The 20,445-nt window shown below is 72.1% G+C and carries 19 protein-coding genes; 11 read left to right on the top strand and 8 right to left on the bottom strand.

Annotation, left to right across the window (positions count from 1 at the left end; genetic code table 11):
* Positions 1 to 9 precede the first annotated feature (9 nt).
* Complete coding sequence (locus LQ222_RS15675) at positions 10 to 1,077, top strand: exo-alpha-sialidase (protein ID WP_230167765.1); 1,068 nt, start codon at positions 10 to 12, stop codon at positions 1,075 to 1,077.
* Positions 1,078 to 1,079: 2 nt separating this feature from the next.
* On the top strand, positions 1,080 to 1,343 hold the full coding sequence (locus tag LQ222_RS15670) for a MoaD/ThiS family protein (RefSeq protein WP_230167764.1): 264 nt from the start codon (positions 1,080 to 1,082) through the stop codon (positions 1,341 to 1,343).
* 62 nt (positions 1,344 to 1,405) lie between these two features.
* On the opposite strand, the gene LQ222_RS15665 is transcribed toward LQ222_RS15670, so the two are convergent.
* Positions 1,406 to 1,615, bottom strand: coding sequence for a hypothetical protein (locus LQ222_RS15665; protein WP_230167763.1), 210 nt, complete (start codon positions 1,613 to 1,615; stop codon positions 1,406 to 1,408).
* 176 nt (positions 1,616 to 1,791) lie between these two features.
* Between LQ222_RS15665 and LQ222_RS15660 the strand changes: the two genes are divergently transcribed.
* On the top strand, positions 1,792 to 2,994 hold the full coding sequence (locus LQ222_RS15660) for a Zn-dependent hydrolase (RefSeq protein ID WP_230167762.1): 1,203 nt from the start codon (positions 1,792 to 1,794) through the stop codon (positions 2,992 to 2,994).
* 19 nt (positions 2,995 to 3,013) lie between these two features.
* Here the strand turns inward: LQ222_RS15660 and LQ222_RS15655 are convergent, their stop codons facing one another.
* Genes LQ222_RS15655 through LQ222_RS15645 form a run of 3 tightly spaced genes read right to left on the bottom strand, consistent with a single transcriptional unit; the run spans position 3,014 to position 6,674 of the window.
* A complete protein-coding gene (locus tag LQ222_RS15655) occupies positions 3,014 to 3,364 on the bottom strand; it encodes a GFA family protein (protein WP_230167761.1) in 351 nt (116 codons plus the stop codon).
* A gap of 29 nt (positions 3,365 to 3,393) precedes the next feature.
* Complete coding sequence (gene pdeM, locus LQ222_RS15650) at positions 3,394 to 4,146, bottom strand: ligase-associated DNA damage response endonuclease PdeM (protein WP_230167760.1); 753 nt, start codon at positions 4,144 to 4,146, stop codon at positions 3,394 to 3,396.
* Complete coding sequence (locus tag LQ222_RS15645; protein WP_230167759.1) at positions 4,146 to 6,674, bottom strand: ligase-associated DNA damage response DEXH box helicase; 2,529 nt, start codon at positions 6,672 to 6,674, stop codon at positions 4,146 to 4,148. Before LQ222_RS15645 ends, pdeM begins: the two co-directional genes overlap by 1 nt.
* Before the next feature lie 47 nt (positions 6,675 to 6,721).
* Here LQ222_RS15645 and LQ222_RS15640 point away from each other — a divergent pair, with 47 nt between their 5' ends.
* From LQ222_RS15640 to bfr, 7 genes are all read left to right on the top strand, one after another.
* Positions 6,722 to 7,777, top strand: a complete 1,056-nt coding sequence (locus tag LQ222_RS15640) for a ligase-associated DNA damage response exonuclease (RefSeq protein ID WP_230167758.1) — start codon at positions 6,722 to 6,724, stop codon at positions 7,775 to 7,777.
* Entirely contained in the window at positions 7,774 to 9,381 is a 1,608-nt protein-coding gene (locus LQ222_RS15635; protein ID WP_230167757.1) for a cisplatin damage response ATP-dependent DNA ligase, read from the top strand. Before LQ222_RS15640 ends, LQ222_RS15635 begins: the two co-directional genes overlap by 4 nt.
* Positions 9,382 to 9,411: 30 nt before the next feature.
* Positions 9,412 to 9,852 (top strand): RidA family protein, encoded by a 441-nt coding sequence (locus LQ222_RS15630; protein WP_305800020.1) that lies wholly within the window; start codon positions 9,412 to 9,414, stop codon positions 9,850 to 9,852.
* A gap of 125 nt (positions 9,853 to 9,977) precedes the next feature.
* Positions 9,978 to 10,763, top strand: coding sequence for an HpcH/HpaI aldolase/citrate lyase family protein (locus LQ222_RS15625; protein WP_230167756.1), 786 nt, complete (start codon positions 9,978 to 9,980; stop codon positions 10,761 to 10,763).
* Positions 10,764 to 10,880: 117 nt separating this feature from the next.
* Complete coding sequence (locus tag LQ222_RS15620) at positions 10,881 to 11,915, top strand: extracellular solute-binding protein (RefSeq protein ID WP_230167755.1); 1,035 nt, start codon at positions 10,881 to 10,883, stop codon at positions 11,913 to 11,915.
* A gap of 13 nt (positions 11,916 to 11,928) precedes the next feature.
* A complete protein-coding gene (locus tag LQ222_RS15615; RefSeq protein WP_230167754.1) occupies positions 11,929 to 12,105 on the top strand; it encodes a bacterioferritin-associated ferredoxin in 177 nt (58 codons plus the stop codon).
* A gap of 143 nt (positions 12,106 to 12,248) precedes the next feature.
* Positions 12,249 to 12,737, top strand: coding sequence for a bacterioferritin (gene bfr / locus LQ222_RS15610; protein WP_230167753.1), 489 nt, complete (start codon positions 12,249 to 12,251; stop codon positions 12,735 to 12,737).
* Here bfr and LQ222_RS15605 read toward each other — a convergent pair.
* The 3 genes from LQ222_RS15605 to LQ222_RS15595 all read right to left on the bottom strand — a co-directional run bounded on the left by LQ222_RS15605 (position 12,703) and on the right by LQ222_RS15595 (position 17,767).
* Entirely contained in the window at positions 12,703 to 14,217 is a 1,515-nt protein-coding gene (locus LQ222_RS15605) for a GH3 auxin-responsive promoter family protein (RefSeq protein ID WP_230167752.1), read from the bottom strand. The genes bfr and LQ222_RS15605 overlap by 35 nt on opposite strands.
* Complete coding sequence (locus tag LQ222_RS15600; protein ID WP_230167751.1) at positions 14,214 to 16,511, bottom strand: penicillin acylase family protein; 2,298 nt, start codon at positions 16,509 to 16,511, stop codon at positions 14,214 to 14,216. Before LQ222_RS15600 ends, LQ222_RS15605 begins: the two co-directional genes overlap by 4 nt.
* A 275-nt stretch (positions 16,512 to 16,786) precedes the next feature.
* Positions 16,787 to 17,767: an NAD(P)-dependent alcohol dehydrogenase gene (locus LQ222_RS15595; protein WP_230167750.1), complete on the bottom strand. Its 981-nt coding sequence runs from the start codon at positions 17,765 to 17,767 to the stop codon at positions 16,787 to 16,789.
* Between the two features lie 90 nt (positions 17,768 to 17,857).
* Here LQ222_RS15595 and LQ222_RS15590 point away from each other — a divergent pair, with 90 nt between their 5' ends.
* Positions 17,858 to 18,778: a LysR family transcriptional regulator gene (locus LQ222_RS15590; protein WP_230167749.1), complete on the top strand. Its 921-nt coding sequence runs from the start codon at positions 17,858 to 17,860 to the stop codon at positions 18,776 to 18,778.
* Here the strand turns inward: LQ222_RS15590 and LQ222_RS15585 are convergent.
* Complete coding sequence (locus LQ222_RS15585) at positions 18,750 to 20,426, bottom strand: iron ABC transporter permease (RefSeq protein ID WP_230167748.1); 1,677 nt, start codon at positions 20,424 to 20,426, stop codon at positions 18,750 to 18,752. The genes LQ222_RS15590 and LQ222_RS15585 overlap by 29 nt on opposite strands.
* Positions 20,427 to 20,445: the final 19 nt, after the last annotated feature.

Below are 20,445 nucleotides of genomic sequence, written 5' to 3'. Positions count from 1 at the left end.
GAGGATCGCATGGTCACGCTGCTGGTCGGCACCAAGAAGGGTGCCTTCGTGCTGGATGGCGACGCCGCGCGGCAGGCCTGGACCCTTCGCGGCCCGTTCTGCGACGCCTGGCCGATCCACCACGTGATCGCCGACCCCGCGACCGGTGCGATCCATGCCGGCGGCGGGAATGAGTGGTTCGGGCCGGCGGTCTGGACCTCGCACGACCGCGGCGCCAGCTGGACGCATTCCAGCGCCGGCCTGGCCTATGCGGCCGGCGAGACGCCGATCAAGGCGATCTGGAGCCTGGCGAAGGGGCCGGGCGGCCTGTATGCCGGCGTCGAGCCCGCCGGGCTGTTCCACAGCGCCGATGGCGGGCTGACCTGGACGCATCTGCACGGGCTGCGCGACCATCCCTCGCGTCCCGAATGGCAGCCGGGCGGCGGCGGGCTGATCCTGCACCACATCCTGCCGCACCCGTCCGACGCCAGCCGGCTGTGGGTCGCGATCTCGACCGGCGGGGTGTTCGGCACCGAGGATGGCGGCGCCAGCTGGGAACCGCGCAACCGCGGCACGCGCCAGGACTATGCGCCGGAGGAACACCGCTACCCCGAACACGGGCAATGCGTGCATTCCCTGGTGATGGCGGCCGGCATGCCCGACCGGCTGTACCAGCAGAACCATTGCGGCATGTACCGCAGCGAGGATGCCGGCCGGCAGTGGGTCAGCATCGAGGACGGCCTGCCGTCATCCTTCGGCTTTCCTGCCGCGGCGCATCCGCGCGACCCGGACACGCTGTTCCTGCTGCCGCTGAACGGCGACACGGCCGGGCGCTTCGTGCCGGAAGCCGCCGCCGCGGTGTGGCGCACGAAGGATGCCGGCGCGACCTGGCAGGCGCTGCGCGAAGGCCTGCCCCAGCGCCATGCCTTCTTCGGCGTGTTGCGCCAGGCCATGACGATGGACCGGCGCAGCCCGGCCGGGCTGTATTTCGGCACCAGCAGCGGGTCGCTCTATGCCAGCGCGGATGAGGGCGAGCACTTCAGCTGCATCGCCGAACACCTGCCCACCATCACCTCGGTCGAGGTGCTGGAGGCGTAGCGATGGCCCGCGTGCTGCTGCCGCAGGCGCTGGTGCGGCTGTTCCCGGGCGCACCGCGGGCGACCGACATCGCCGCGGCGGATGTCGCGGCCGCGATCGCCGCGCTGGACGCGCGCTGGCCCGGCATGCGCGACCGGCTATGCGATTCCACGCCGGCGATCCGCCGCCACCTCAATGTCTTCGTCGATGGCGAGCGCGCGACGCTGGCCACGCCGCTGCGCGCGGATACCGAAATGCTGGTCACGACGGCGATGAGCGGCGGGTAGGGCCGCGCCCGATCGGATCGAACCATCCGATCGGGTGATGGCGGCGAAACAGCGACGCGCCGTCAGGCGATGCGCCCGGCCGGCCCGCCCAGCGCCCCCGCCATCATCGCCAGGGCCGCGAGGTCGCGCAGGTGGCCGGCATCGGCCAGCGGCACGCGCAGCAGCGCGCCGCCACGGCCACGCAGGTGCAATTCCGCCCCCGTGGGCGATTGCAGCAGCGCGACCGAGCTCAGGTCTTCGGGGGAACGGGTGGGGGACGCCAGGTCGGTCATTTTCGGCCTCTCCGACAGGAACGCCGCGGTTTGCGACGGGGGGCATCAAGCCGCGCAACCCCTTGCCACCCGGTTAACGCGACGGCTTGCCGTGACGAATTTCGCACCGCACCATGGACACCGCGCGCCGCACCGGCCCCCGCGGCGGCCCGCCCGCAGCACGAAGGACCCGCGCCATGCCCAGGATCGATGCCGAACGCTTCCTGCGCGACCTCAACGAGTTGCGGAAGATCGGCGCCTACCGCACCGGCGTCCACCGCCCGACCTATTCGCCGCAGGACATGGAAAGCCGCCGCTGGCTGATGGACCGCCTGACGGAATGCGGGCTGGAGGCCAGCATCGACGGCATCGGCAACGTCTATGGGCGGCACAAGGGCAATGGCCCGCATCTGCTGGTCGGCAGCCATATCGAAAGCCAGAACCAGGCCGGCTGGCTGGACGGTGCGCTGGGCGTCATGGCGGGGGTCGCGCTGGCCCGCGCCGGGCTGCCGGTCGATGTCGTGGCCTTCGCCGACGAGGAAGGCCATTTCGAGGGCGGCTTCCTGGGCAGCCGCTCGATCATCGGCGAACTCAGCGAGGAGGAGATCGACCGCTCGCGTTCCCGCAACGACGGCCAGCCCCTGCGCGAGGCGCTGGCCGCCGCCGGCCTCGCGGGCAAGCCGCGCATGCAGCTCGAACCCGGCCGCCACAAGGGCTTCTTCGAGATGCACATCGAACAGGGCACGCAGTTGGAAAGCGGCGGCCTGCGCGCGGGCGTGGTCACCGGCATCGTCGCGATCTGGCAGTGGCTGATCCGCTTCGAGGGCCAGCAGGACCATGCCGGCGGCACCACCATGGCCGAACGGCGCGATGCGGGGTTGTCGGCGGTGCGGCTGCTGGCGGCGATCGACGCGGAATTCCCGCGCGTCTGCGGCGCGCGGTCGACCTGGACGACGGGGCGCATCGCGCTGGAACCCGGCGCGCCGTCCATCATCCCGGGCAGCGCGGAGGTGCTGTTCCAGTTCCGCGATGTCAGCGTGCCCGTGCTGGAACGCATGGAGGCGACGCTGCGCGCGCTGGTGGCCGAGAGCAACCGCCGCGAGAAATGCACCGCGACGCTGCTGGCGAAATCCCGCGCCACGCCGGCGATCTGCGACCCCGCGATGATGGCCGCGCTGGACGCCGCGGCGCAGGAGGAGGCCCCCGGCGCCTGGACGCGCATGCCCTCCGGCGCCGGCCACGACGCGCAGTACATGGCCAGGCGCATGCCGGTCGCGATGCTGTTCACGCCCTCGATCGGCGGCATCAGCCACCATTGGGCGGAGGATACGAAGGAGGAAGACCTGGCGCTGTGCTGCCAGGTGCTGGCCAGCGCGGCGGCGAAGGTCCTGGCGGCCTGACCCGCCGCGATGGCGCGGCCTACCGGCTGGCGCCGTCGTCGCGCTGGATCTCCAGCGCATCGAGGCCGATCGCCGGCACGCAGCGCAGGTTGATCGCCGCACTCGGCGTGCCGTCGGGCGCGTCGGCATTGGCGAAGGTCTCGATGCCGCAGGTCGCGCAGAACCAATGCGCGATCTTGTGCGTGTTGAAGCTTTGGCCCTGCAGCGACGCCTCGCCGCTGCGGATCGCCAGGCTGCTGCGCGGCACGAAGCCGAGCAGCGCCCCCGTGCGGCGGCAGATCGAGCAGTTGCAGGACAGCGCCTGTCCGGGCGCATCCCCGTCGACCGAGAAGGCGACCGCACCGCGATGGCAGTTGCCGTCATAGGCCATGTCGCTTCCTCTCCGCGCCGGCGAACCCGTCATCCGTTCCGCAGCTTGATCCCGGCGAGCAAGGGTAGCGCCCCTGCGCCGCCGTGGCTTTCGACCTTCATCGCGACACTGCTCCGCCTGGGTGCCAGCGGGAAGGAATACAGCCGCTGCCCGCCCAGCAGGAAGGCGCGCCCGCCACGCGGGAACAGCCCGGCGATGGCCGGGTCGGCGGTGTCGAGCCCGCCGGTATAGGCGCCGAAAGCCGGCAGCAGCACGCGCCGCCCGTCGCTGACGAAGCAGGGGCGCGCGACGGCCCCGGCGCGCGTCGGCGCGGTCGCACGCGGGTGCAGGTGACCCGCCACCTCGCCCACCGCGCGCGGCACCGGGATGTGACGGAAGGTGAGGGGGCCGTCGCACAGGTCGTCCACCGCCGTGCCGGGCAGCCCGATGGGCGGCGCGGGGTCGTGGTTGCCGGCGATCCAGGTGACCTCGATGCCCGCCAGCGCCTGCACCAGCGCGGCGCGGTCGGCCGCCGCCAGGCGCGTGCAGCCCGCCGCGTCGTGGAAGGAATCGCCCAGGAACACGATGCGGCGCGGCGCATAGAGCCGCAGCACCGGCAGCAGCCGCGCCAGCGTCTCGCGCGTGTCGTAGGGCGGCAGCAACTGGCCGCGCGCGGCGAAGGCGCTGCCTTTTTCCAGATGCAGGTCCGCCACGCACAGCAGCCGCCGCGCCGGCCAATGCAGCACGCCGGAGGGGTCAAGCATCAGCCGCTCGCCGGCGATGTGGATGGGCGCGGCGGCCATCAGCCGGTCACCATCTTCGGCGCCGCGCGGCGCCATTTCGAACGCCGCCTGTCGCGCGCGACGGAGGTGCCGCGGACCGGCAGCGTGTCGGTCACCTCGGCCAGCGTCTCGGCGAAATGCTCGGCGCCATCGGTCGCATCGGCCACCAGCGCGGCGGCTTCGGCCAGCAGCGCGTCCTGCGCGCCGCCGGCGACCCATTCGCGGCCTTCCTCGATCAGCGCCGGCACCGCGAGGGGCGAGACGCGGTCGAGCACGCGGTGCCGGATGCGGCCCTTCACGCGCGCCAGCAGCGCGGCGATGCGCGCGACGTCGGTCAGGCCCTGCGCGGCTTCGGCGCGGGTCGCGCGCAGCAGGATATGGTCGGGTTGGTGGCGGCGCAGCACGTCGTAGATCAGGTCGGAATTCATCGTCATCTGGCGGCCCGATTTCTCCGCGCCGGGGTGGTTCTTCTCGAGCAGACCGGCGATGGTAGCGATGTTGCGGAAGGTCCGCCGCAGCATCGAGGAGTCCGCCAGCCATTCCTCCATCTCGTCGCCCAATATGTCCTCGGCGAAGAGCGTGTCGATGTCGCGCGGTTCGAAGGCCGACCAGATGCACAGCACATAGTCGGTGCCGACATAGCCGAGCGGGCCGAGGCCCATGCGGTCCATCCGCTTGGTCACCAGCATGCCCAGCGTCTGGTGCGCGAGCCGCCCTTCAAACGTATAGGCCACCAGGAACCACTTGCCGCCGCGCGGGAAGGTTTCCACCAGCAGCCCGTCGCGTGGCGGGAGTTCGGATTTCAGGCGTTGCAGCCGCAGCCATTCCTGTACGGGTTCGGGCAAATGCTTCCAGCGCCGCGGGTCGGACAGGATGGCGCGCACGCGTGCGGCAAGATGCGTGGTCAGCGGCATCCGCGCGCCCGCATAGACCGGCACGCGCGGTTCGCCATCACCGCCGCGGCTCACGATCACGGCGGCGGGTTCGATGCGTTCGTATTTCAGCACCTGGCCGCCGAACAGGAAGCAGTCGCCGGGTTCCAGGGTGGAGACGAACCATTCCTCGACCTCGCCCACCACGCCGCCGCCGCGCAGGCGGACCTTCAGCAACGGCGTTTCCACGATGGTGCCGAGGTTCATGCGCAACTGCCGCGCCACGGCCGTGCCGCGCACATGCACCATCCCCTCGGCGTCGCGGAACAACTTGCGGAAGCGGTCGTACGCCTGCAGGGCGTAGCCGCCATCCTCGACGAAGCGCACCACGTCGTCGAAGTCGCGGCGCGTCAGCGCGGCATAGGCGCCGGCGCGCGTGACCTCGGCGAACAGCGCGTCGGGGTGGAAGGGCGCGCAGCACGCCATGGCCAGCACATGCTGCGCCAGCACATCGAGGCCACCGGGGCGCGGCGCCTCGCCGTCCAGTTCGCCGGCCTGCACGGCTTCGGTGGCGGCCACGCATTCCACCACCTCGAACCGATTGGCCGGCACCAGCACGGCGCGCGAGGGTTCGTCCATGCGATGGTTCGCGCGCCCCACGCGCTGCAGCAGCCGCGACACGCCCTTGGGCGCACCGACCTGGATCACCTGGTCCACATCGCCCCAGTCGATGCCGAGGTCGAGCGATGCCGTCGCCACCACCGCGCGCAGCCGGCCTTCCGCCATGGCGGCTTCCACCTTGCGGCGCAGGCCGATCTCCAGGCTGCCGTGATGCATGCCGATCGGCAGCGCGTCCTCGTTCAACCGCCACAACGCGGCGAAGACCAGTTCCGCCTGGGCGCGGGTGTTGACGAAGACGATGGTCAGGCGTGCATCGGCCACGCGCCGATAGATTTCCGGCGCGGATGCCAACCCCATGTGGCCGCCCCAGGGCAGGCGGCCTTCCGGCAGTTGCAGGTCGAAGACCGGCGCGGCGCCGCCCTTCGTCTCCACCAGCCGCACGTCATCGGGGCGCGCGGTCGGCGAGAGCCAGGCGCGCAGGGCCTGCGGATGCGCGACGGTCGCCGACAGCCCCACGCGCCGTGCGCCCGGTGCCAGCGCCGCCAGCCGCGACATGCACAGCGCCAACTGGTCGCCGCGCTTGGTGCCGGCAAGCGCATGCGCCTCGTCCACGATGATCGCGCGCAGCCCGCCGAAGAAGGCCGGCGCATCGGGCAGGGAGAGCAGCAGCGTCAGGCTCTCCGGCGTGGTCAGCAGCATCTGCGGCGGGGTTTCGCGCTGGCGGGCGCGGCGGTTGGCGGGGGTGTCGCCGGTGCGCGTCTCGATGCGGATGGGCAGCGCCATGTCGGCCACGGGCGCGGTCAGGTTGCGCGCGATATCGACCGCCAGCGCCTTGAGCGGCGAGACGTACAGCGTGTGCAGCCCCTCGCGCGGGGTGCGCGCCAGGTCCAGCAGGGACGGCAGGAACCCGGCCAGAGTCTTGCCGCCGCCGGTCGGCGCCAGCAGCAGGACGTGCTCGCCGCGCGTGGCGGCGTCCAGCAATGCCAGCTGGTGCGGACGCGGCGTCCAGCCGCGTGCGGCAAACCAGCCGGCGAAGGGTTCTGGCAATGTTCTCATTCGCCGGGCAATATGGCGGCGGTTCATCGCGCCGGGAAGCCACCCATATGCGTCCCGTGAGCGCCCCCCATCCCGAGACCTGGTTGAAGGTCACCCCGTCCGGCCTGTGGTGCGAACCGGGCGGCTTCTTCATCGACCCGACCCGCGCGGTGGACCGCGCCATCATCAGCCACGGCCATTCGGACCATGCTCGGCCAGGCCACGCGCAGGTGCTGGCCACGCGCGAGACGCTCGCCATCATGACCCAGCGCATGGGCGAGGGCAGGGCGGGCGCGACGCAGCAGGCGCTCGCCCTGGGCGAACCGCTGTCGGTCAACGGCGTGCGCGTCTGGCTGCGCCCGGCGGGGCATGTGCTGGGCTCGGCGCAGGTCTGCATGGAATGGCAGGGGTCGCGCGCCGTGGTCTCGGGCGACTACAAGCGCCGCCGCGACCCGACCGCGACGCCCTTCGAACCGGAACCCTGCGACGTCTTCGTGACGGAAGCGACCTTCGCGCTGCCGGTCTTCCGCCACCCGCCGGCCGAGGCCGAGATCGGCAAGCTGCTGGCCTCCGTGGCGCTGTTCCCGGCGCGCACGCATGTCGTCGGCTGCTATTCGCTCGGCAAATGCCAGCGGCTGATCGCGCTGCTGCGCGAGGCCGGCTGGGACCGGCCCATCCATCTGCACGGCGCGCATGTCGCGCTGTGTCGCGTGTATGAATCGCTTGGCGTGCCGCTGGGCGAATTGCGTGCCGCCACCGTCGCGAAAAAGGAGGAGCTGAAGGGTGCCATCGTGCTGGCCCCGCCCTCCGCCATCGCGGATCGCTGGGCGCGGCGGCTGAACGAACCGGTGCCCGCCGTCGCCTCCGGCTGGATGCGCGTGCGCCAGCGCGCGAAGCAGGGCGGCGTGGAATTGCCGCTGGTGATCTCCGACCACGCCGACTGGGATGAGTTGCTGGCGACGGCCGACGACGTGCAGGCGCCCGAGATCTGGGTCACGCATGGGCGCGAGGACGCGTTGATCCATGCGCTGGCCGGCAAGGGCGTCCGCGGCCGCGCCCTGCACCTGGTCGGCCGCGGCGAGGAGGATGAGGGCGAGCCACCCACCGAGGCCCCCGCGCCATGAGCCTGCCCGCCTTCGCCGAATTGCTGGAACGCCTGGTCTTCACGCCCGGCCGCAACGCCAAGCTGGCGCTGCTGGCGCAATGGTTCGCGACGCAACCCGACCCCGAGCGCGGCATCGGCCTGGCCGCGCTGACCGACGAACTGGTGTTCAGCGCGGCCAAGCCCGGTGTCATCCGTGAACTGGGTGCCACGCGCATCGACCCGGAGCTGTGGCGCCTGTCCTACGACTATGTCGGCGACCTGGCGGAGACGCTGGCGCTGGTCTGGCAGCCGCGCGCGGGGGTGAACGCGCCGCCGCCGGCGCTGTCGGATGTGGTGCAGGCGTTGCAGGACACGTCGAAGCCCGAGATCCCCGCGCTGATCGCCGGCTGGCTCGATACGCTCGATGCCGGCGGTCGCTTGGCGCTCATCAAGCTGGTCACCGGCGGGCTGCGCGTGGGGGTGTCCGCGCGGCTGGCGCGCGTCGCGCTGGCCGAATGGTCCGGCCAGCCCGTCGAAGCCATCGAGGAGGTCTGGCACGGCGTCGCCTGGCCCTACGCCCCCTTGTTCCGCTGGCTGGAAGGCCACGGCGAGCGCCCCGACCCGCGCGACCAGCCGATCTTTCGCCCACTGATGCTGGCGCACCCTCTGGAAGCACCGGACCTCGCCGCCCTGCACGCGCCTGACTGGCGTGCGGAATGGAAGTGGGACGGCATCCGCGTGCAGCTCACCGGCGGTCCGGGAGGCCAGCGCATCTTCTCGCGTGGGGGCGAGGACATCTCCGCCGCCTTCCCGGAAATCATCGCGGCCATGGACTTCCACGCCGTGCTCGACGGCGAATTGCTGGTGGTGCGGGCGAGCGAGGTCGCGCCCTTCGCCGACCTGCAGCAGCGCCTCAACCGCAAGGCGCCGACGGGCAAGATGCAGCGCGACTTCCCCGCCGCCGTGCGCCTGTACGACCTGTTGTTCGACGCCGGCGAGGACCTGCGTGCGGCTCCCTTCGACACCCGCCGCGCGCGGCTGGAAGCCTGGCACGCGAAGGCGGCCCCGGCGCGCATGGATCTCTCCGCCCTGATCCCCTTCGACAGCATCGACACGCTGGGCCGCATCCGCGACGGCGCGCGCGCCGCCTCCATCGAGGGGCTGATGCTCAAGCGCGCCGACGCCCCGTACGTCGCGGGGCGCACCAAGGGCCTGTGGTGGAAGTGGAAGCGCGACCCGCTCAGCGTCGATGCCGTGCTGATGTACGCCCAGCGCGGCCACGGCAAGCGGTCGTCCTTCTATTCCGACTACACCTTCGGCGTCTGGCGCGCGGATGGCGAACTGGTGCCGATCGGCAAGGCGTATTCGGGCTACACGGATGACGAACTGGCGTGGCTCGACAAATGGATCAGGGCCAATACCACCAACCGCTTCGGACCCGTGCGCGAGGTCGCGCGCGGCATCGTCTTCGAAGTGGCCTTCGACGCGGCGCAGCGCTCCACCCGCCACAAATCCGGCGTGGCCCTGCGCTTCCCGCGCATCGCCCGCATCCGGCGCGACAAGCCGGCGGAGGAGGCCGATCGCCTGGAAACCGTCGAGGCGCTGATCGACACCACGCTTGCGGAACGCGACAGCGCCGGGTGAACCTCCGCTGCCAACCCGGGAGCCCCCGCCATGATCCGCCTGCCGACCCTCGCTGCCCTCGCCCTGATGCTGCCGCTTGCCGCGACCGCGCAGGACCGCGTGGTGGCCACCCGCAACGCGCCGGAAGCCATCGGCCCCTACAGCCAGGCCATCCGCGTCGGCAACACGCTCTACCTGGCCGGCCAGATCGCGCTCGACCCGCGCACCAACCAGATGATCGCCGACCGCAGCATCGAGGCCGAGACGCGCCAGGTGCTCGACAACCTCCGCGCCGTGGTCGAGGCCGCGGGCTTCACCATGGCGGACATCGTCTCGACCACCGTGTTCATGGCGGACCTGAACGAATTCGCGCGCATGAACGCGGTCTACGCCACCTACTTCCCGACCAGCCCGCCCGCGCGCGCGACCGTGCAGGCGGCGCGCCTGCCGCGCGACGTGAAGGTCGAGATCGCCGCCATCGCGGCGCGCTGACGGGCCGCGGCGCCGCATCGCGACGGCGCGCCTGCGCGCGGGCCGTGGCCATGCGCGCCGCTGATTGACCGGCGCGAGGTCGCGTGGTGCCGTTCCCCCGCCATCGCACCAAGGGGAACCGCACCATGCCGCTCGCACCCAACCTCGCCCGCCGCCGGCTCGAGAAGGGCGAACTCGCCCTTGGTTTCGGCGTGCATCACCTGCGCACGCCCGCCGTCGGCATGATCGCCGCGGGCTGCGGCTTCGACTGGCTGTTCGTCGACATGGAGCATGGTGCCATGAGCGTCGACGACGCCACGCGCATGTGCATGGCCGCGCTGAGCCAGGGTGTCACGCCCATCGTGCGCGTGTGCAAGGACGCGCTGTTCGAAGGCACGCGCTGCCTGGACAACGGCGCCATGGGCATCGTGGTGCCGCATGTGGACACCGCCGCCGAGGCCGAGGCGGTCGTGCAGGCCTTCCGCTACCCGCCGGTCGGCAGCCGGTCCTGGGGCGGCCCGCCCGCGCAATACGGCTTCGTCGTCGCCAATACCGCCGAGGCGCAGGTCGAGCTGAACCGCGAGATCCTGATCTGCGTGATGATCGAGACGCCCGATGCCGTCGCCAATGCCGACGCCATCGCCGCCGTCGCGGGCGTCGACAGCCTGATGATCGGCACCTCGGACCTTACGGCCTCGATGGGCATTGCCGGGCAGATCGGCCACCCGGATGTGCGCGCGGCCTATGCGAAGGTCGCGGCGGCCTGCAAGGCGCATGGCAAGCACCTCGGCATGGGCGGCGTCTATGACGAGAAGGTGGCCACCGACTACATCGGCCTGGGCGCGCGCTTCCTGCTGAGCGGGTCCGACCACGCCTTCCTGATGGCGGCGGGTGCGGCGCGCCAGAAATTCCTGCGCGGCCTGCAGCCCTGATCCGCCGGCCGGCGGGGCCTGCCTGTCCCGCCGGCGGGTGCGACGCGTTCGCAAAAATTCTTGCGACAGGTTCTCATTTGCAGTAGCAACTCCGCCATGCACTCCCGGGGTCACGCCATGCTGCGCCGTCACATCCTCTCGCTTCCTGCCGCGCTCGCCGCTGGTGGCCTCGCGCGCCCGGCGCTGGCGCAGGAACGCACCCTGGCGCTCTATTCCTCGCGCCACTACGACACCGACCGCGCGCTGTATGACGGCTTCACCGCCGAGACCGGCACGCGCATCCGCCTCATCGAGGGCGATGCCGACCAGCTGATCGCCCGCATCCAGTCCGAGGGGGCGAATACCCCCGCCGACGTGCTGATCACGGTGGATGGTGCGCGCCTCGCCCGCGCCGTCGCCGCCGGCATCATGGCGCCGACCACGTCGGAGGTGCTGAACCGCCGGGTTCCCGCCAGCCTGCGTGATCCGGAGGGCCAGTGGTACGGCGTCTCGACCCGCGCGCGCGTGGTGATGTTCAGCAAGGAGAAGGGGCGCCCCGCCGGCCTCGATCGCTACGAGGACCTCGCCAAGCCGGCCTTCCGCGGGCAGATCCTGGTGCGCGCCGCCGCGCATCCGTACAACACGTCTTTGATGGCCAGCATCATGGTCGCCGATGGCGAACAGGCCGCCGAGGCCTGGGCGCGCGGCGTCGCCGAGAACCTGGCCCGCCCGCCGCAGGGCGGCGACACGCCGCAGTTCCAGGGCGTCGCGGCGGGCGTCGGCAGCCTCGCCATCGCGAATACCTACTACCTCGCGCGCTTCGGTGCCTCGTCCAATCCGGCCGAGAAGGCGGTCTATGACAAGATCGGCGTGATCTTCCCGAACCAGGCGCCGGGCGACCGCGGCGCGCATGTGAATGTCTCCGGCGCCGGCGTGGTGCGCTCCTCCTCGAACAAGGAGATGGCGCTGAAGTTCATCGAATACCTGACCGGCCCGCGCGCGCAGGAATTGTTCGCCAACGGCAATTTCGAATACCCGGTGGTCGCCGATGTCGCGCCGCATCCGGCCCTGGCCGCGCTCGGCACCTTCCGCGCCGACCAGATGAACGCGCAGCGTTTCGGTGCCCTCGCGCCGCAGGCGCTGCAGATCATGCAGCGCGCCGGCTGGCGCTGAGGCACGCGCCGCCATGGTCATCTGCCACTGCAACCGGCTGACGGAAGCGCAGGTGACGGCGGCGATCGCCGCCGGCGCCTCCCGCCCGGCCGAGGTCTATGCCGGCTGCGGCTGCGGCGCGCAGTGCGGCTGCTGCTGCCGGACCATCGTGGACCTGCTGCGCGCCGGCGGCGGTGGCTGCGGCAAATGACGCCGCCGGCGGCGCGCCTGCGAATGCGCCGCACCAGCATCATCGAACGAAAACAATCACTTGCTTGACATTCATGCCCGCCTGCCGGCCATCTTGCGGCAGGCGGCGCGCCGGTTCGCGCCGCATCTCCGGAGAACCACCCGATGCTGCGCGACCCCAAGGTTGTCGAACACCTGAACATCCAGCTCACCAATGAGCTGACCGCGATCAACCAGTACTTCCTGCACGCCCGCATGCTGCGCCACTGGGGCGTCACCAAGCTCGGCAAGCACGAATACGAGGAATCGATCGAGGAAATGCGCCACGCCGATGCGCTGATCGACCGCATCCTGTTCCTTGGCGGCCATCCCAATGTGCAGCGCCTCAACCCCGTGCTGATCGGCGAGGGCGTGCGCGAGGTCCTGGAATGCGACCAGAAGCTCGAGGAAAAGGCGATCGCCGACCTGCGCGAAGCCATCGCCTATTGCGAATCGGTGCGCGACTACGTCTCGCGCGATCTCTTCGCGACCATCCTGAAGGATGAGGAGAAGCACGCCGACTTCGTCGATACGCAGTTCGACCTGATCGGGCGGATCGGCATCGAGCGCTACACGCTGCTCAACTCGGACGCGGCCCCCGACCAGGATCACTGAGCGCGGCGGCGGCGGCGGCGAACCGCGCTGGATCGGCGATCACGCGCGGCACCTTGTGCTGGCCGCCGAGCTTGCCCTGCGCGCGCATCCACGCCGCGACCGCGCCGGGCGCGAGCAGCACGATCTCGGGCGGCGCCAGCTGCGCGCCGTCCCGATGCGCGGCGTAGTCGTCGTTCTGGGCGCGCAGCGCGGCATCCAGCAGCGCCGCGAACTGTGCCGGATCGCAGGGGCCGGCGGCCTCGATGCACCAGCGGTGCCGCCCCGCGCTGCCGATGAATTCCGGGCCGACCACGTATTCCAGCACGTCGATGCCGGCCTGCGCGGCGGCATGGCGCAGCGCCGATTCGATCTCCTCGCCCGCCAGATGCTCGCCGAAGGCCGACAGCGTCCAGGATGTCCGCCCGGTGATGAGCAGCCGAGGCGGCGCGCGATCGACGAAGCGCACGATATCGCCCAGCACATAGCCGAACAGCCCGGCGCAGGATGACACGACCACGGCGTAGTCGATGCCGGTCTCGATCGTCGCCGCCCAGTGGCGCGTCGGGTTCGCCGCGTCCAGTTCGTCCACCGGGACGAATTCGAAGAAGCAGCCGCGGTCGAGGGTGAGGCGCATCCCCTCGCCCTCGCCGCGATCGGCGATGGCGACGAAGCCCTCGCTGGCCGGATAGACCTCCCGCGTCGTGCAGCCTGGCGGCAGGAAGGGGGCGATGCGGTCGCGATACGGCGCCCAGGCGACGCCGCCATGGATCAGCAATTCCAGTGCCGGCAGCGGCGGCATCCCGTGCCGATGCGCCAGCCGTTCCAGCAGCACCAGCAGCCAGGACGGCGTGCCGGTCAGCGTGCGGATGGCCGCCACCGGCGCCTCCGCGGCCAGCGCCGCGAGCTTCGCATCCCAGTCCGGCATCAGCGCCAGGCGTTCGGGCGGCCAGGCCCAGCGACGCAGGAACCAGGGCACCTCGACCGCCGCGATGCCCGACAGGTCGCCGGCCCGCACGCCGGGCGCGACCGGTGTCAGGTCGGTCGATCCGCCCAGGATGAAGGACAGCCCGCCGAAGGGCCGCGCGCGCGGGTGCTGTGTCAGGTGCCACACCAGCACGTCGAAGGCGGCGCCGCGGTTCGCGCGCATCATCTCCCGCGTGACCGGGATGTGCTTGGTGCGTCCGGATGTCGTGCCGGAGGACAGCGCCAGGTAGGGCGTGCGCCCCGGCCACAGCACGTCGTCCAGCACCGGCAGCGCGGCGGCGAGGTAGTCCTCGTGCAGTGCCTCGTAGCGGCGCAGCGGCACGGCGCGCTGGAAGTCGGCGACCGAGCGCAGCGCATCGAAGCCGTGGTCGCGCCCGAAGCGCGTGCCGGCGGCGCGCTCCAGCAGGCCCATCAGCAGCGCCTGCTGCGTCGCCGCCGGGTCCATCGCCAGCAGCCGCGCGCGGCGCCGGGCCGCGACGGCGCGCAGGATCGGCGTGGCGTCGAAGGGCGCGGTCATCGCGCGGGCGCGAGGCGCGTCACGCGCGGAAATTCCACCGCCACCGTCTCCGGCCGCAGCGGCACGCGGATCGACCGCCGCTCCAGCCACAGCGGCACCTGGTCGGCAAAGGCCGCGGAGCCGAGCCACCCATCCTGTCCGCCCCACAGCGTGAACCAGTTCGCATCCGGGTCCGCCATGTCGCTGACATGGCGCGCCATCGACCCGAAGGTGGCGTTGTGCCGGTCGGTCACCAGGCCATGGCTGGTCTTCATCGGCGTCTCGCGCGAACCCCCCACCGGGTAGTCTCCGTAGCGGAAGAAGGCCTCGCCGATCACCGGCAGGTTCACCAGCGCATGGGCATGCGGCAGGCGGTGCATCTCGCCCCATGGCGGCAGCCGCGCGAAGTCGGCCGCCGCAGCACCCGCCGCCGCGCGCAATACCGCATCGCGTCGCGCGGGCTCCAGCGCATCCAGGTCGCGCAGCAGGAAGGCGGTGATGAAATTCCACTGGCTCTCGGGCGCGCGGCGCGTGCCTGCGCTGTCCTGCCGTTCGGCCGCGGCCAGCAGCGGCACAAGTCGCGCGAGCAGCACCTCGAAGGCGACCGGCGCGCGCGCATCGGCGCGGTAGTCGCCATCCCAGCCGCGCAGGGCATCCACCAGCGGCGCGGCCTCCGTGATGCCCGCCATGCGCGCGGCCAGCGCCGCCGCCAGCCGCCCTGCGCGCGGTGACCGCGTATCCGCCTGGATCGCCATGATGTCGGCCGGCGTGTGGCGCGCGCGCGATGCCAGCAATTCCCGCAGCCGCTCCACCCGGTCGCTGTCGGAGAAGAAGAAGCCCAGCACCGGCGGCGCCCGCCCGCCGAGCGGTTCCGGGCGGTTGTTGGCGCTGGCCAGCACGCCCTCGCGCGGGTTGACCACGAAGGGCAGGTCGGGCGTGCGCAGCAGGCGCTGCCATGGCGTGGTCGCGGAAGGGTCGCGCGCATCCAGCACCGGGTCGGCGGGAATGCCGCGGCGATCGGGAATGGTGGTCGCGTAGAACTGCCCGATCCGCCCATCCCGGCCCGCCCAGATCATGTTCTGCGCCGAGACGCCGAAACTCGCGAAGGCGGCGCGGAACTGCTCGCCATTGCGCGCGCGCGCGGCCCCCAGCAGGGCGGTGATCTCGTCGGTCGGCTCGTGGCCCACCCAGCGCAGCGCGATCACGTCCCCGGGGCGGCGCGGCAGCACGGTGGCGTCGGTCACCACCGGGCCATGCGGCGTGACGCGCACCTGGCGTTCCGCGCTGAACCACAGGCGCTGGCGGATGCTGACCGTGTGCGTGCGGAAATCCTCCGCCGGCAGCGCCGAGACATCGAACAGATCCGACGACGCCGCGCGCATGTTGGTCCCGCCCCAGGCAATGTCGGCATTGCGCCCGATCGCCAGGAAGGGCAGCCCCGGCACCATCAGCCCGACCGCGTGGAAGGACGGCGAGCGCATCCCCGCCGCCAGCCAGACATTCGGCTGGATCAAGCCAAGGTGCGGGTCGGATCCGATCAGCGCGCCGCCGGTCGCCGACCGCCGCGCCGCCACCGCCACGGTGTTCGATCCCACGCGCCCGCTGCCGGCCAGGATGTCGCGGATCACCGCGAGGCGCCGGCCTTCCGGCAGCGCGGCCTCCGGCGCCGAGGACCCCGCCGCGACGGTGCGCGCCCACAGCCGGTCGAAGCCCGGCGTGCCCCGCGCGGGCAGCAGCGCGAAGTAGCCCAGCCAGTTCACATCCGTGCCCGCGAGCCGCCCGATCGCCAGCAGGTCGTCCTCGGTGAAGGCCTCGCGCGACAGGCCCAGCAGGCCGAATTCCGGTGGCGCGCGCCCGTTCAACACCGCGTGGTTCAGCCCGGCGGTGAAGGACGCCATCAGCACCCGCGTCTCCTCCGGCCAGGCCGCGCGGATGGCCGGCGCCGCGCGCCCGAAATCGAGGATGCGCAGCGCGTGGTCGATGTCGGTCGCGAAGGGCCCGGCCACTTCCGACAACCGCCCGCGCGCGGCCAGGCGCAGCAGCGCGATCTGCGCCCCGCGCAGATGGCCGTGCACCAGGCCCAGCGCATAGAACAGGTCGCGGTCGGTCTCGGCCTCCACCCAGGGCACCATGTGGTCGTTCCAGCGGATGGTGACCGGGCGTTCCACCGCGGCGCCGGCGGCGGGCACGGCGGCGATGCGCGCCTCGGTCGTCACCGCGCGCGGCGACAGCGCCGCGCAGCCGCCCAGCAGCAGGGCCAGCAGAAGCGAAAGGGCGTGGCCGGCGCGCGGCGGGCAGGCTGTGCGAAGGGGCATCGGGCAGGAACCTCGGCGGCAGGGTGCCATGCTTTTGGGTCCGCGCGACCAGCCCACAAGGGCAGGGCCTGTGCCGAAACGTATCGGCGCGCGCCTCATGCCAACGGCACGCGCGTTTGACCCGTGCCGAGGCCGCGGATGCGGCCCGCCGGGCAGTCCGGCGAAGCCAAGCAAACCGCAGGTTTGCGCGTCACGCCAAAGGCGTGCCTTCGGCACGACGCGACTGAGGGCACCAAAAGACTGATACCATCGGTCGACGAATTCGACCGATGGCATCAGCCCGGCGCCGCCACCTCGATCACCACGCTGCCGCGCTTGCGCCCGGTCTCGACATGGCGATGCGCGGCGATGATGTCGGCAAGGCCGAAGCGCCGGTCGATCACCGGACGCAGCGCGCCCGAGCCGAGCCGCTCGGCGATCCAGTCGAGGTCCTGCCGCCGCGCGCCCGAGGTGCCGCAGACCACGCGCCGCCCGCCGCCCAGCCAGGTGCCGAGCATCCACAGCATCTCGCGCAGCCCGAAGGCGACGAAGACATGCCGCCCGCCCGGCGCCAGCACGCGCCGGCAGCGCGCCGGATCGGTGCCGCCGACCACGTCGAGGATGACGTCGTAGGTTGCATTCCCCGCCGTGAAGTCGGCGGCGGCGTAGTCGATCACGTCATGCGCGCCCAGCCCGCGCACCAGGGCGGCATTGGCCGCGCTGCACACGGCGGTGACATGCGCGCCGAAATGCCGGGCGAGTTGCACGGCGAAGACGCCCACGCCGCCACTCGCGCCATGCACCAGGATGCGCTCGCCTTCGCGCAGCCGCGCCACGTCACGCAGGAATTCCAGCGCCGAGAGCGCACCGAAAGGCACCGCGGCGGCCTCGGCCGCGCTCAGGCGCGCGGGCATGGCGGCGATGGCGGCATCCTCGCGGATCGTCAGGTATTCGGCATTGGCGCCGCTGCCCGATGTCATGCCGAAGACCGCGTCGCCAGGGCGCAGCCTGGTCACGCCCGGGCCGATGGCATCCACGCGCCCGGCGAATTCCATCCCCGCGATCGGCCGGCGCGGGCGGCGCAGGCCGAAGATCAGGCGGATCGGCAGCCAGAAGATTCCGGCATCGGTGCAGCCGCGCAGCCGCGCATCGCCGGAGGTGACGCTGCTGGCGGCGACCCGCACGCGGACCTCGTGGGGCCCGGGTGCCGGGGTCGCGACCTCGGCCAGTTCGAGCACCTCGGGCGGGCCGTAGCGGCGGCGGATGGCGGCTTTCATGGGGGTCTCCAGCGGGTTCGGCGCCCTTCCTATCCATGCGGATTCGAAGGCGTAATTGCGGAAACTTGTCGTTCAGGCATACGATTATGCATGGATTGGCGCTCCGTGACCTTCGACTGGACCTGCGCGCGCGCCTTCCTGGCGCTGGCCGAGGAAGGCTCGCTCTCGGCCGCCGCGCGCGTGCTGGGGCTGACCCAGCCCACCATCGGCCGCCAGGTCGCGGCGCTGGAGGCGCAGTTGGGCCTGGCGCTGGTCGAACGCGCCGGGCGCGGGCTGGTGCTGACGCCGGGCGGGGCCGACCTGGTCGATCACCTGCGCGCCATGGGGGCGGCGGCGGAGCGTGTCGCGCTGGCCGCGGCCGGCCGGTCGCAGGTGATCGAGGGGCTGATCCGCATCACCGCGAGCGAGGTCTATTCCGCCTTCCTGCTGCCGCCGGTCATCGCGACGCTGCGCGCGGCGCATCCGGGGATCGCGGTGGAGGTCGTCGCCACCAACCACCCCACCGACCTGCTGCGGCGCGAGGCCGACATCGCCATCCGGAACTTCGCCTCGACCCAGCCCGAGGTGATCGCGCGGCACCTGCGCGACGATGCGGCGCGGCCCTATGCCACGCCGGCGGTGATCGCGGCGCTCGGCCGGCCGCGCAGCATGGCCGACCTGGCGGGCGCCACCTTCCTCGGCTTCGCCGACAACGACATGCTGATGGATGGGCTGCGCGCGATGGGCGCGCCGGTGACGCGCCAGAACTTCCCGGTGGTGACCGACAGCCACCTGGTGCAGTGGGAATTCGTCAAGCGCGGGGCTGGCATCGGCCTGATCACCGAGGCGGTGGGCGACGCCGAGCCCCTGGTGCGCCGCGTGCTGCCGGACGCGCCGCCGATCACCTTCCCGATGTGGCTCGCCACGCATCGTGACCTGCACACCAGCCGGCGCGTGCGCACCGTGTTCGACCTGCTGGCCGCGGAACTCGCGCCGCGCCGCGTCACTCCGCCCGGCGCATCGCCCGCGTGAGTGCCGCCACCGGCAGCAGCCCCGCCAGCACGATCAGCAGCGCGGCGGTCGATGCCTCAGCCAGCCGCTCATCCGACGCCAGGTTGTAGATGCGCACGGCCAGCGTATCGAGGTCGAAGGGCCGCACGATCAGCGTCGCCGGCAATTCCTTCATGGTGTCGACAAACACCAGCACGCCGGCGGTCAGCAGCGCCCCGCGCGCCAGCGGCAGCTCCACCTCCCGCACCGCCTGGCCGGGCGTGCGCCCGAGCACCCGCGCGGCGGCGAAGAAGGACGGCTTCAGCCGCGCCAGCCCCGATTCCACCGCCGACAGTGCGACCGCCAGGAACCGCACGAGATACGCAAACACCAGCGCCACCATGGTGCCCGACAGCAGCAACCCGGTGGACACGCCGAAGTGCTCGCGCATCCAGGCATCCAGCGCATTGTCGAAGATCCCGAAGGGCACCAGCGTGCCCACCGCGATCACCGACCCCGGCAGCGCGTAGCCCAGCGCCGCCACCCGGTTGGCGAAGGCGCGCGCGGGCGAAGGATGCAGCCGCGCCGCCCAGGCCATGGCCGCCGCCATGGCCACCGCGATCGCCGCCGTGATGGCCGACAGCGTCAGGGAGTTCAGCGCGAAGGGCAGGAAGCGGCGCGGATCCAGCGGGTCGCCCGCGGTGGCGGCCAGCCAGGCCAGCGCCCCGGCGGGGATGGCGAAGCCCAGCACCACCGGCATCGCGCAGGCCAGTTGCGCGCCCGCCTGCTTCCAGCCGCGCAGCATCACCGGGCGCAGCGGCGGGTGGCGCGTCGTGGTCGGGTGGAAGCGCCGCCCGCCGCGCGAGATGCGTTCGAGCCCCAGCAGCAGGAACACGCATCCCAGCAGCCCGACCGCCAGCTGCGCCGCAGCCCCCCGGTCATCCATGCCGAACCAGGCTTCATAGATGCCGGTGGTGAAGGTGCGGACGCCGAAATGCTGCACCGTGCCGAAATCCGCCAGCGTCTCCATCAGCGCCAGCGCGATGCCGCCCGCCAGTGCCGGGCGCGCCAGCGGCAGCGCGACATGCAGGAAGGTGCGCGGCAAGCCGTGCCCCAGCGTGCGCGACGCCTCCAGCAGGCACACGCTCTGTTGCAGGAAGGCGGCGCGGCACATCAGGTAAACGTAGGGATACAGCACCATCGACAGCATCAGCGCGGCCCCGGGCAGGGACCGGATTTCGGGCGCCCAGTACTCGCCATAGCGCAGCCCGGTGGCATCGCGCAGCGCCTGCTGCAGCGGCCCCGCCACGTCCAGCAGCCAGGTGTAGACATAGCCATTGAGGTAGGCCGGCATCGCCAGCGGCAGCAGCAGCGCCACCTCCAGCACGCGCCGGCCGCGGAAGTCGCAGGTCGCCACGATCCAGGCCGAGACCGCCCCGGCCGACCCCGCCATCAGCGCCACCAGCAGCACCAGCAGCGCGGAGTTGCCCAGCATCCCGGGCAGGGTGGTGGTGGCGATATGGACGAAGCCCGCGCCAGGGCGTACCGCCGCCGTGACCAGCACCGCGACCAGTGGGGCGGTGATCAGCGCGGCCGCCAGCAGCGATCCCCAGGCCCAGGCGGGCGCGCGGCGCCGGCACGCCGGCGGGGTCGGAGCTGGCGCCGCGTCCAGGGTGACGCTGCGAGCCATTCTCAGTCAGCGGTTAGCA

It is taken from the genome of Roseomonas sp. CECT 9278, from assembly GCF_918698155.1.
Classification (GTDB): domain Bacteria; phylum Pseudomonadota; class Alphaproteobacteria; order Acetobacterales; family Acetobacteraceae; genus Neoroseomonas.
Note: the sequence above shows the minus strand (reverse complement) of the source record. Positions and strands in the feature narration are given on the sequence as shown.

What these genes read in the sequence shown, in the direction of transcription:
- LQ222_RS15635 (WP_230167757.1), top strand. Translation starts at nt 7,774, where the DNA reads ATGAGCCTGCCCGCCTTCGCCGAATTGCTGGAACGCCTGGTCTTCACG.
- LQ222_RS15595 (WP_230167750.1), bottom strand. Translation starts at nt 17,767, where the DNA reads ATGAAAGCCGCCATCCGCCGCCGCTACGGCCCGCCCGAGGTGCTCGAA.
- LQ222_RS15640 (WP_230167758.1), top strand. Translation starts at nt 6,722, where the DNA reads ATGCGTCCCGTGAGCGCCCCCCATCCCGAGACCTGGTTGAAGGTCACC.
- LQ222_RS15665 (WP_230167763.1), bottom strand. Translation starts at nt 1,615, where the DNA reads ATGACCGACCTGGCGTCCCCCACCCGTTCCCCCGAAGACCTGAGCTCG.
- LQ222_RS15655 (WP_230167761.1), bottom strand. Translation starts at nt 3,364, where the DNA reads ATGGCCTATGACGGCAACTGCCATCGCGGTGCGGTCGCCTTCTCGGTC.
- LQ222_RS15630 (WP_305800020.1), top strand. Translation starts at nt 9,412, where the DNA reads ATGATCCGCCTGCCGACCCTCGCTGCCCTCGCCCTGATGCTGCCGCTT.
- LQ222_RS15620 (WP_230167755.1), top strand. Translation starts at nt 10,881, where the DNA reads ATGCTGCGCCGTCACATCCTCTCGCTTCCTGCCGCGCTCGCCGCTGGT.
- LQ222_RS15605 (WP_230167752.1), bottom strand. Translation starts at nt 14,217, where the DNA reads ATGACCGCGCCCTTCGACGCCACGCCGATCCTGCGCGCCGTCGCGGCC.
- pdeM (WP_230167760.1), bottom strand. Translation starts at nt 4,146, where the DNA reads ATGGCCGCCGCGCCCATCCACATCGCCGGCGAGCGGCTGATGCTTGAC.
- LQ222_RS15585 (WP_230167748.1), bottom strand. Translation starts at nt 20,426, where the DNA reads ATGGCTCGCAGCGTCACCCTGGACGCGGCGCCAGCTCCGACCCCGCCG.
- LQ222_RS15675 (WP_230167765.1), top strand. Translation starts at nt 10, where the DNA reads ATGGTCACGCTGCTGGTCGGCACCAAGAAGGGTGCCTTCGTGCTGGAT.
- LQ222_RS15615 (WP_230167754.1), top strand. Translation starts at nt 11,929, where the DNA reads ATGGTCATCTGCCACTGCAACCGGCTGACGGAAGCGCAGGTGACGGCG.
- LQ222_RS15670 (WP_230167764.1), top strand. Translation starts at nt 1,080, where the DNA reads ATGGCCCGCGTGCTGCTGCCGCAGGCGCTGGTGCGGCTGTTCCCGGGC.
- LQ222_RS15600 (WP_230167751.1), bottom strand. Translation starts at nt 16,511, where the DNA reads ATGCCCCTTCGCACAGCCTGCCCGCCGCGCGCCGGCCACGCCCTTTCG.
- LQ222_RS15645 (WP_230167759.1), bottom strand. Translation starts at nt 6,674, where the DNA reads ATGAGAACATTGCCAGAACCCTTCGCCGGCTGGTTTGCCGCACGCGGC.
- bfr (WP_230167753.1), top strand. Translation starts at nt 12,249, where the DNA reads ATGCTGCGCGACCCCAAGGTTGTCGAACACCTGAACATCCAGCTCACC.
- LQ222_RS15625 (WP_230167756.1), top strand. Translation starts at nt 9,978, where the DNA reads ATGCCGCTCGCACCCAACCTCGCCCGCCGCCGGCTCGAGAAGGGCGAA.
- LQ222_RS15660 (WP_230167762.1), top strand. Translation starts at nt 1,792, where the DNA reads ATGCCCAGGATCGATGCCGAACGCTTCCTGCGCGACCTCAACGAGTTG.
- LQ222_RS15590 (WP_230167749.1), top strand. Translation starts at nt 17,858, where the DNA reads ATGGATTGGCGCTCCGTGACCTTCGACTGGACCTGCGCGCGCGCCTTC.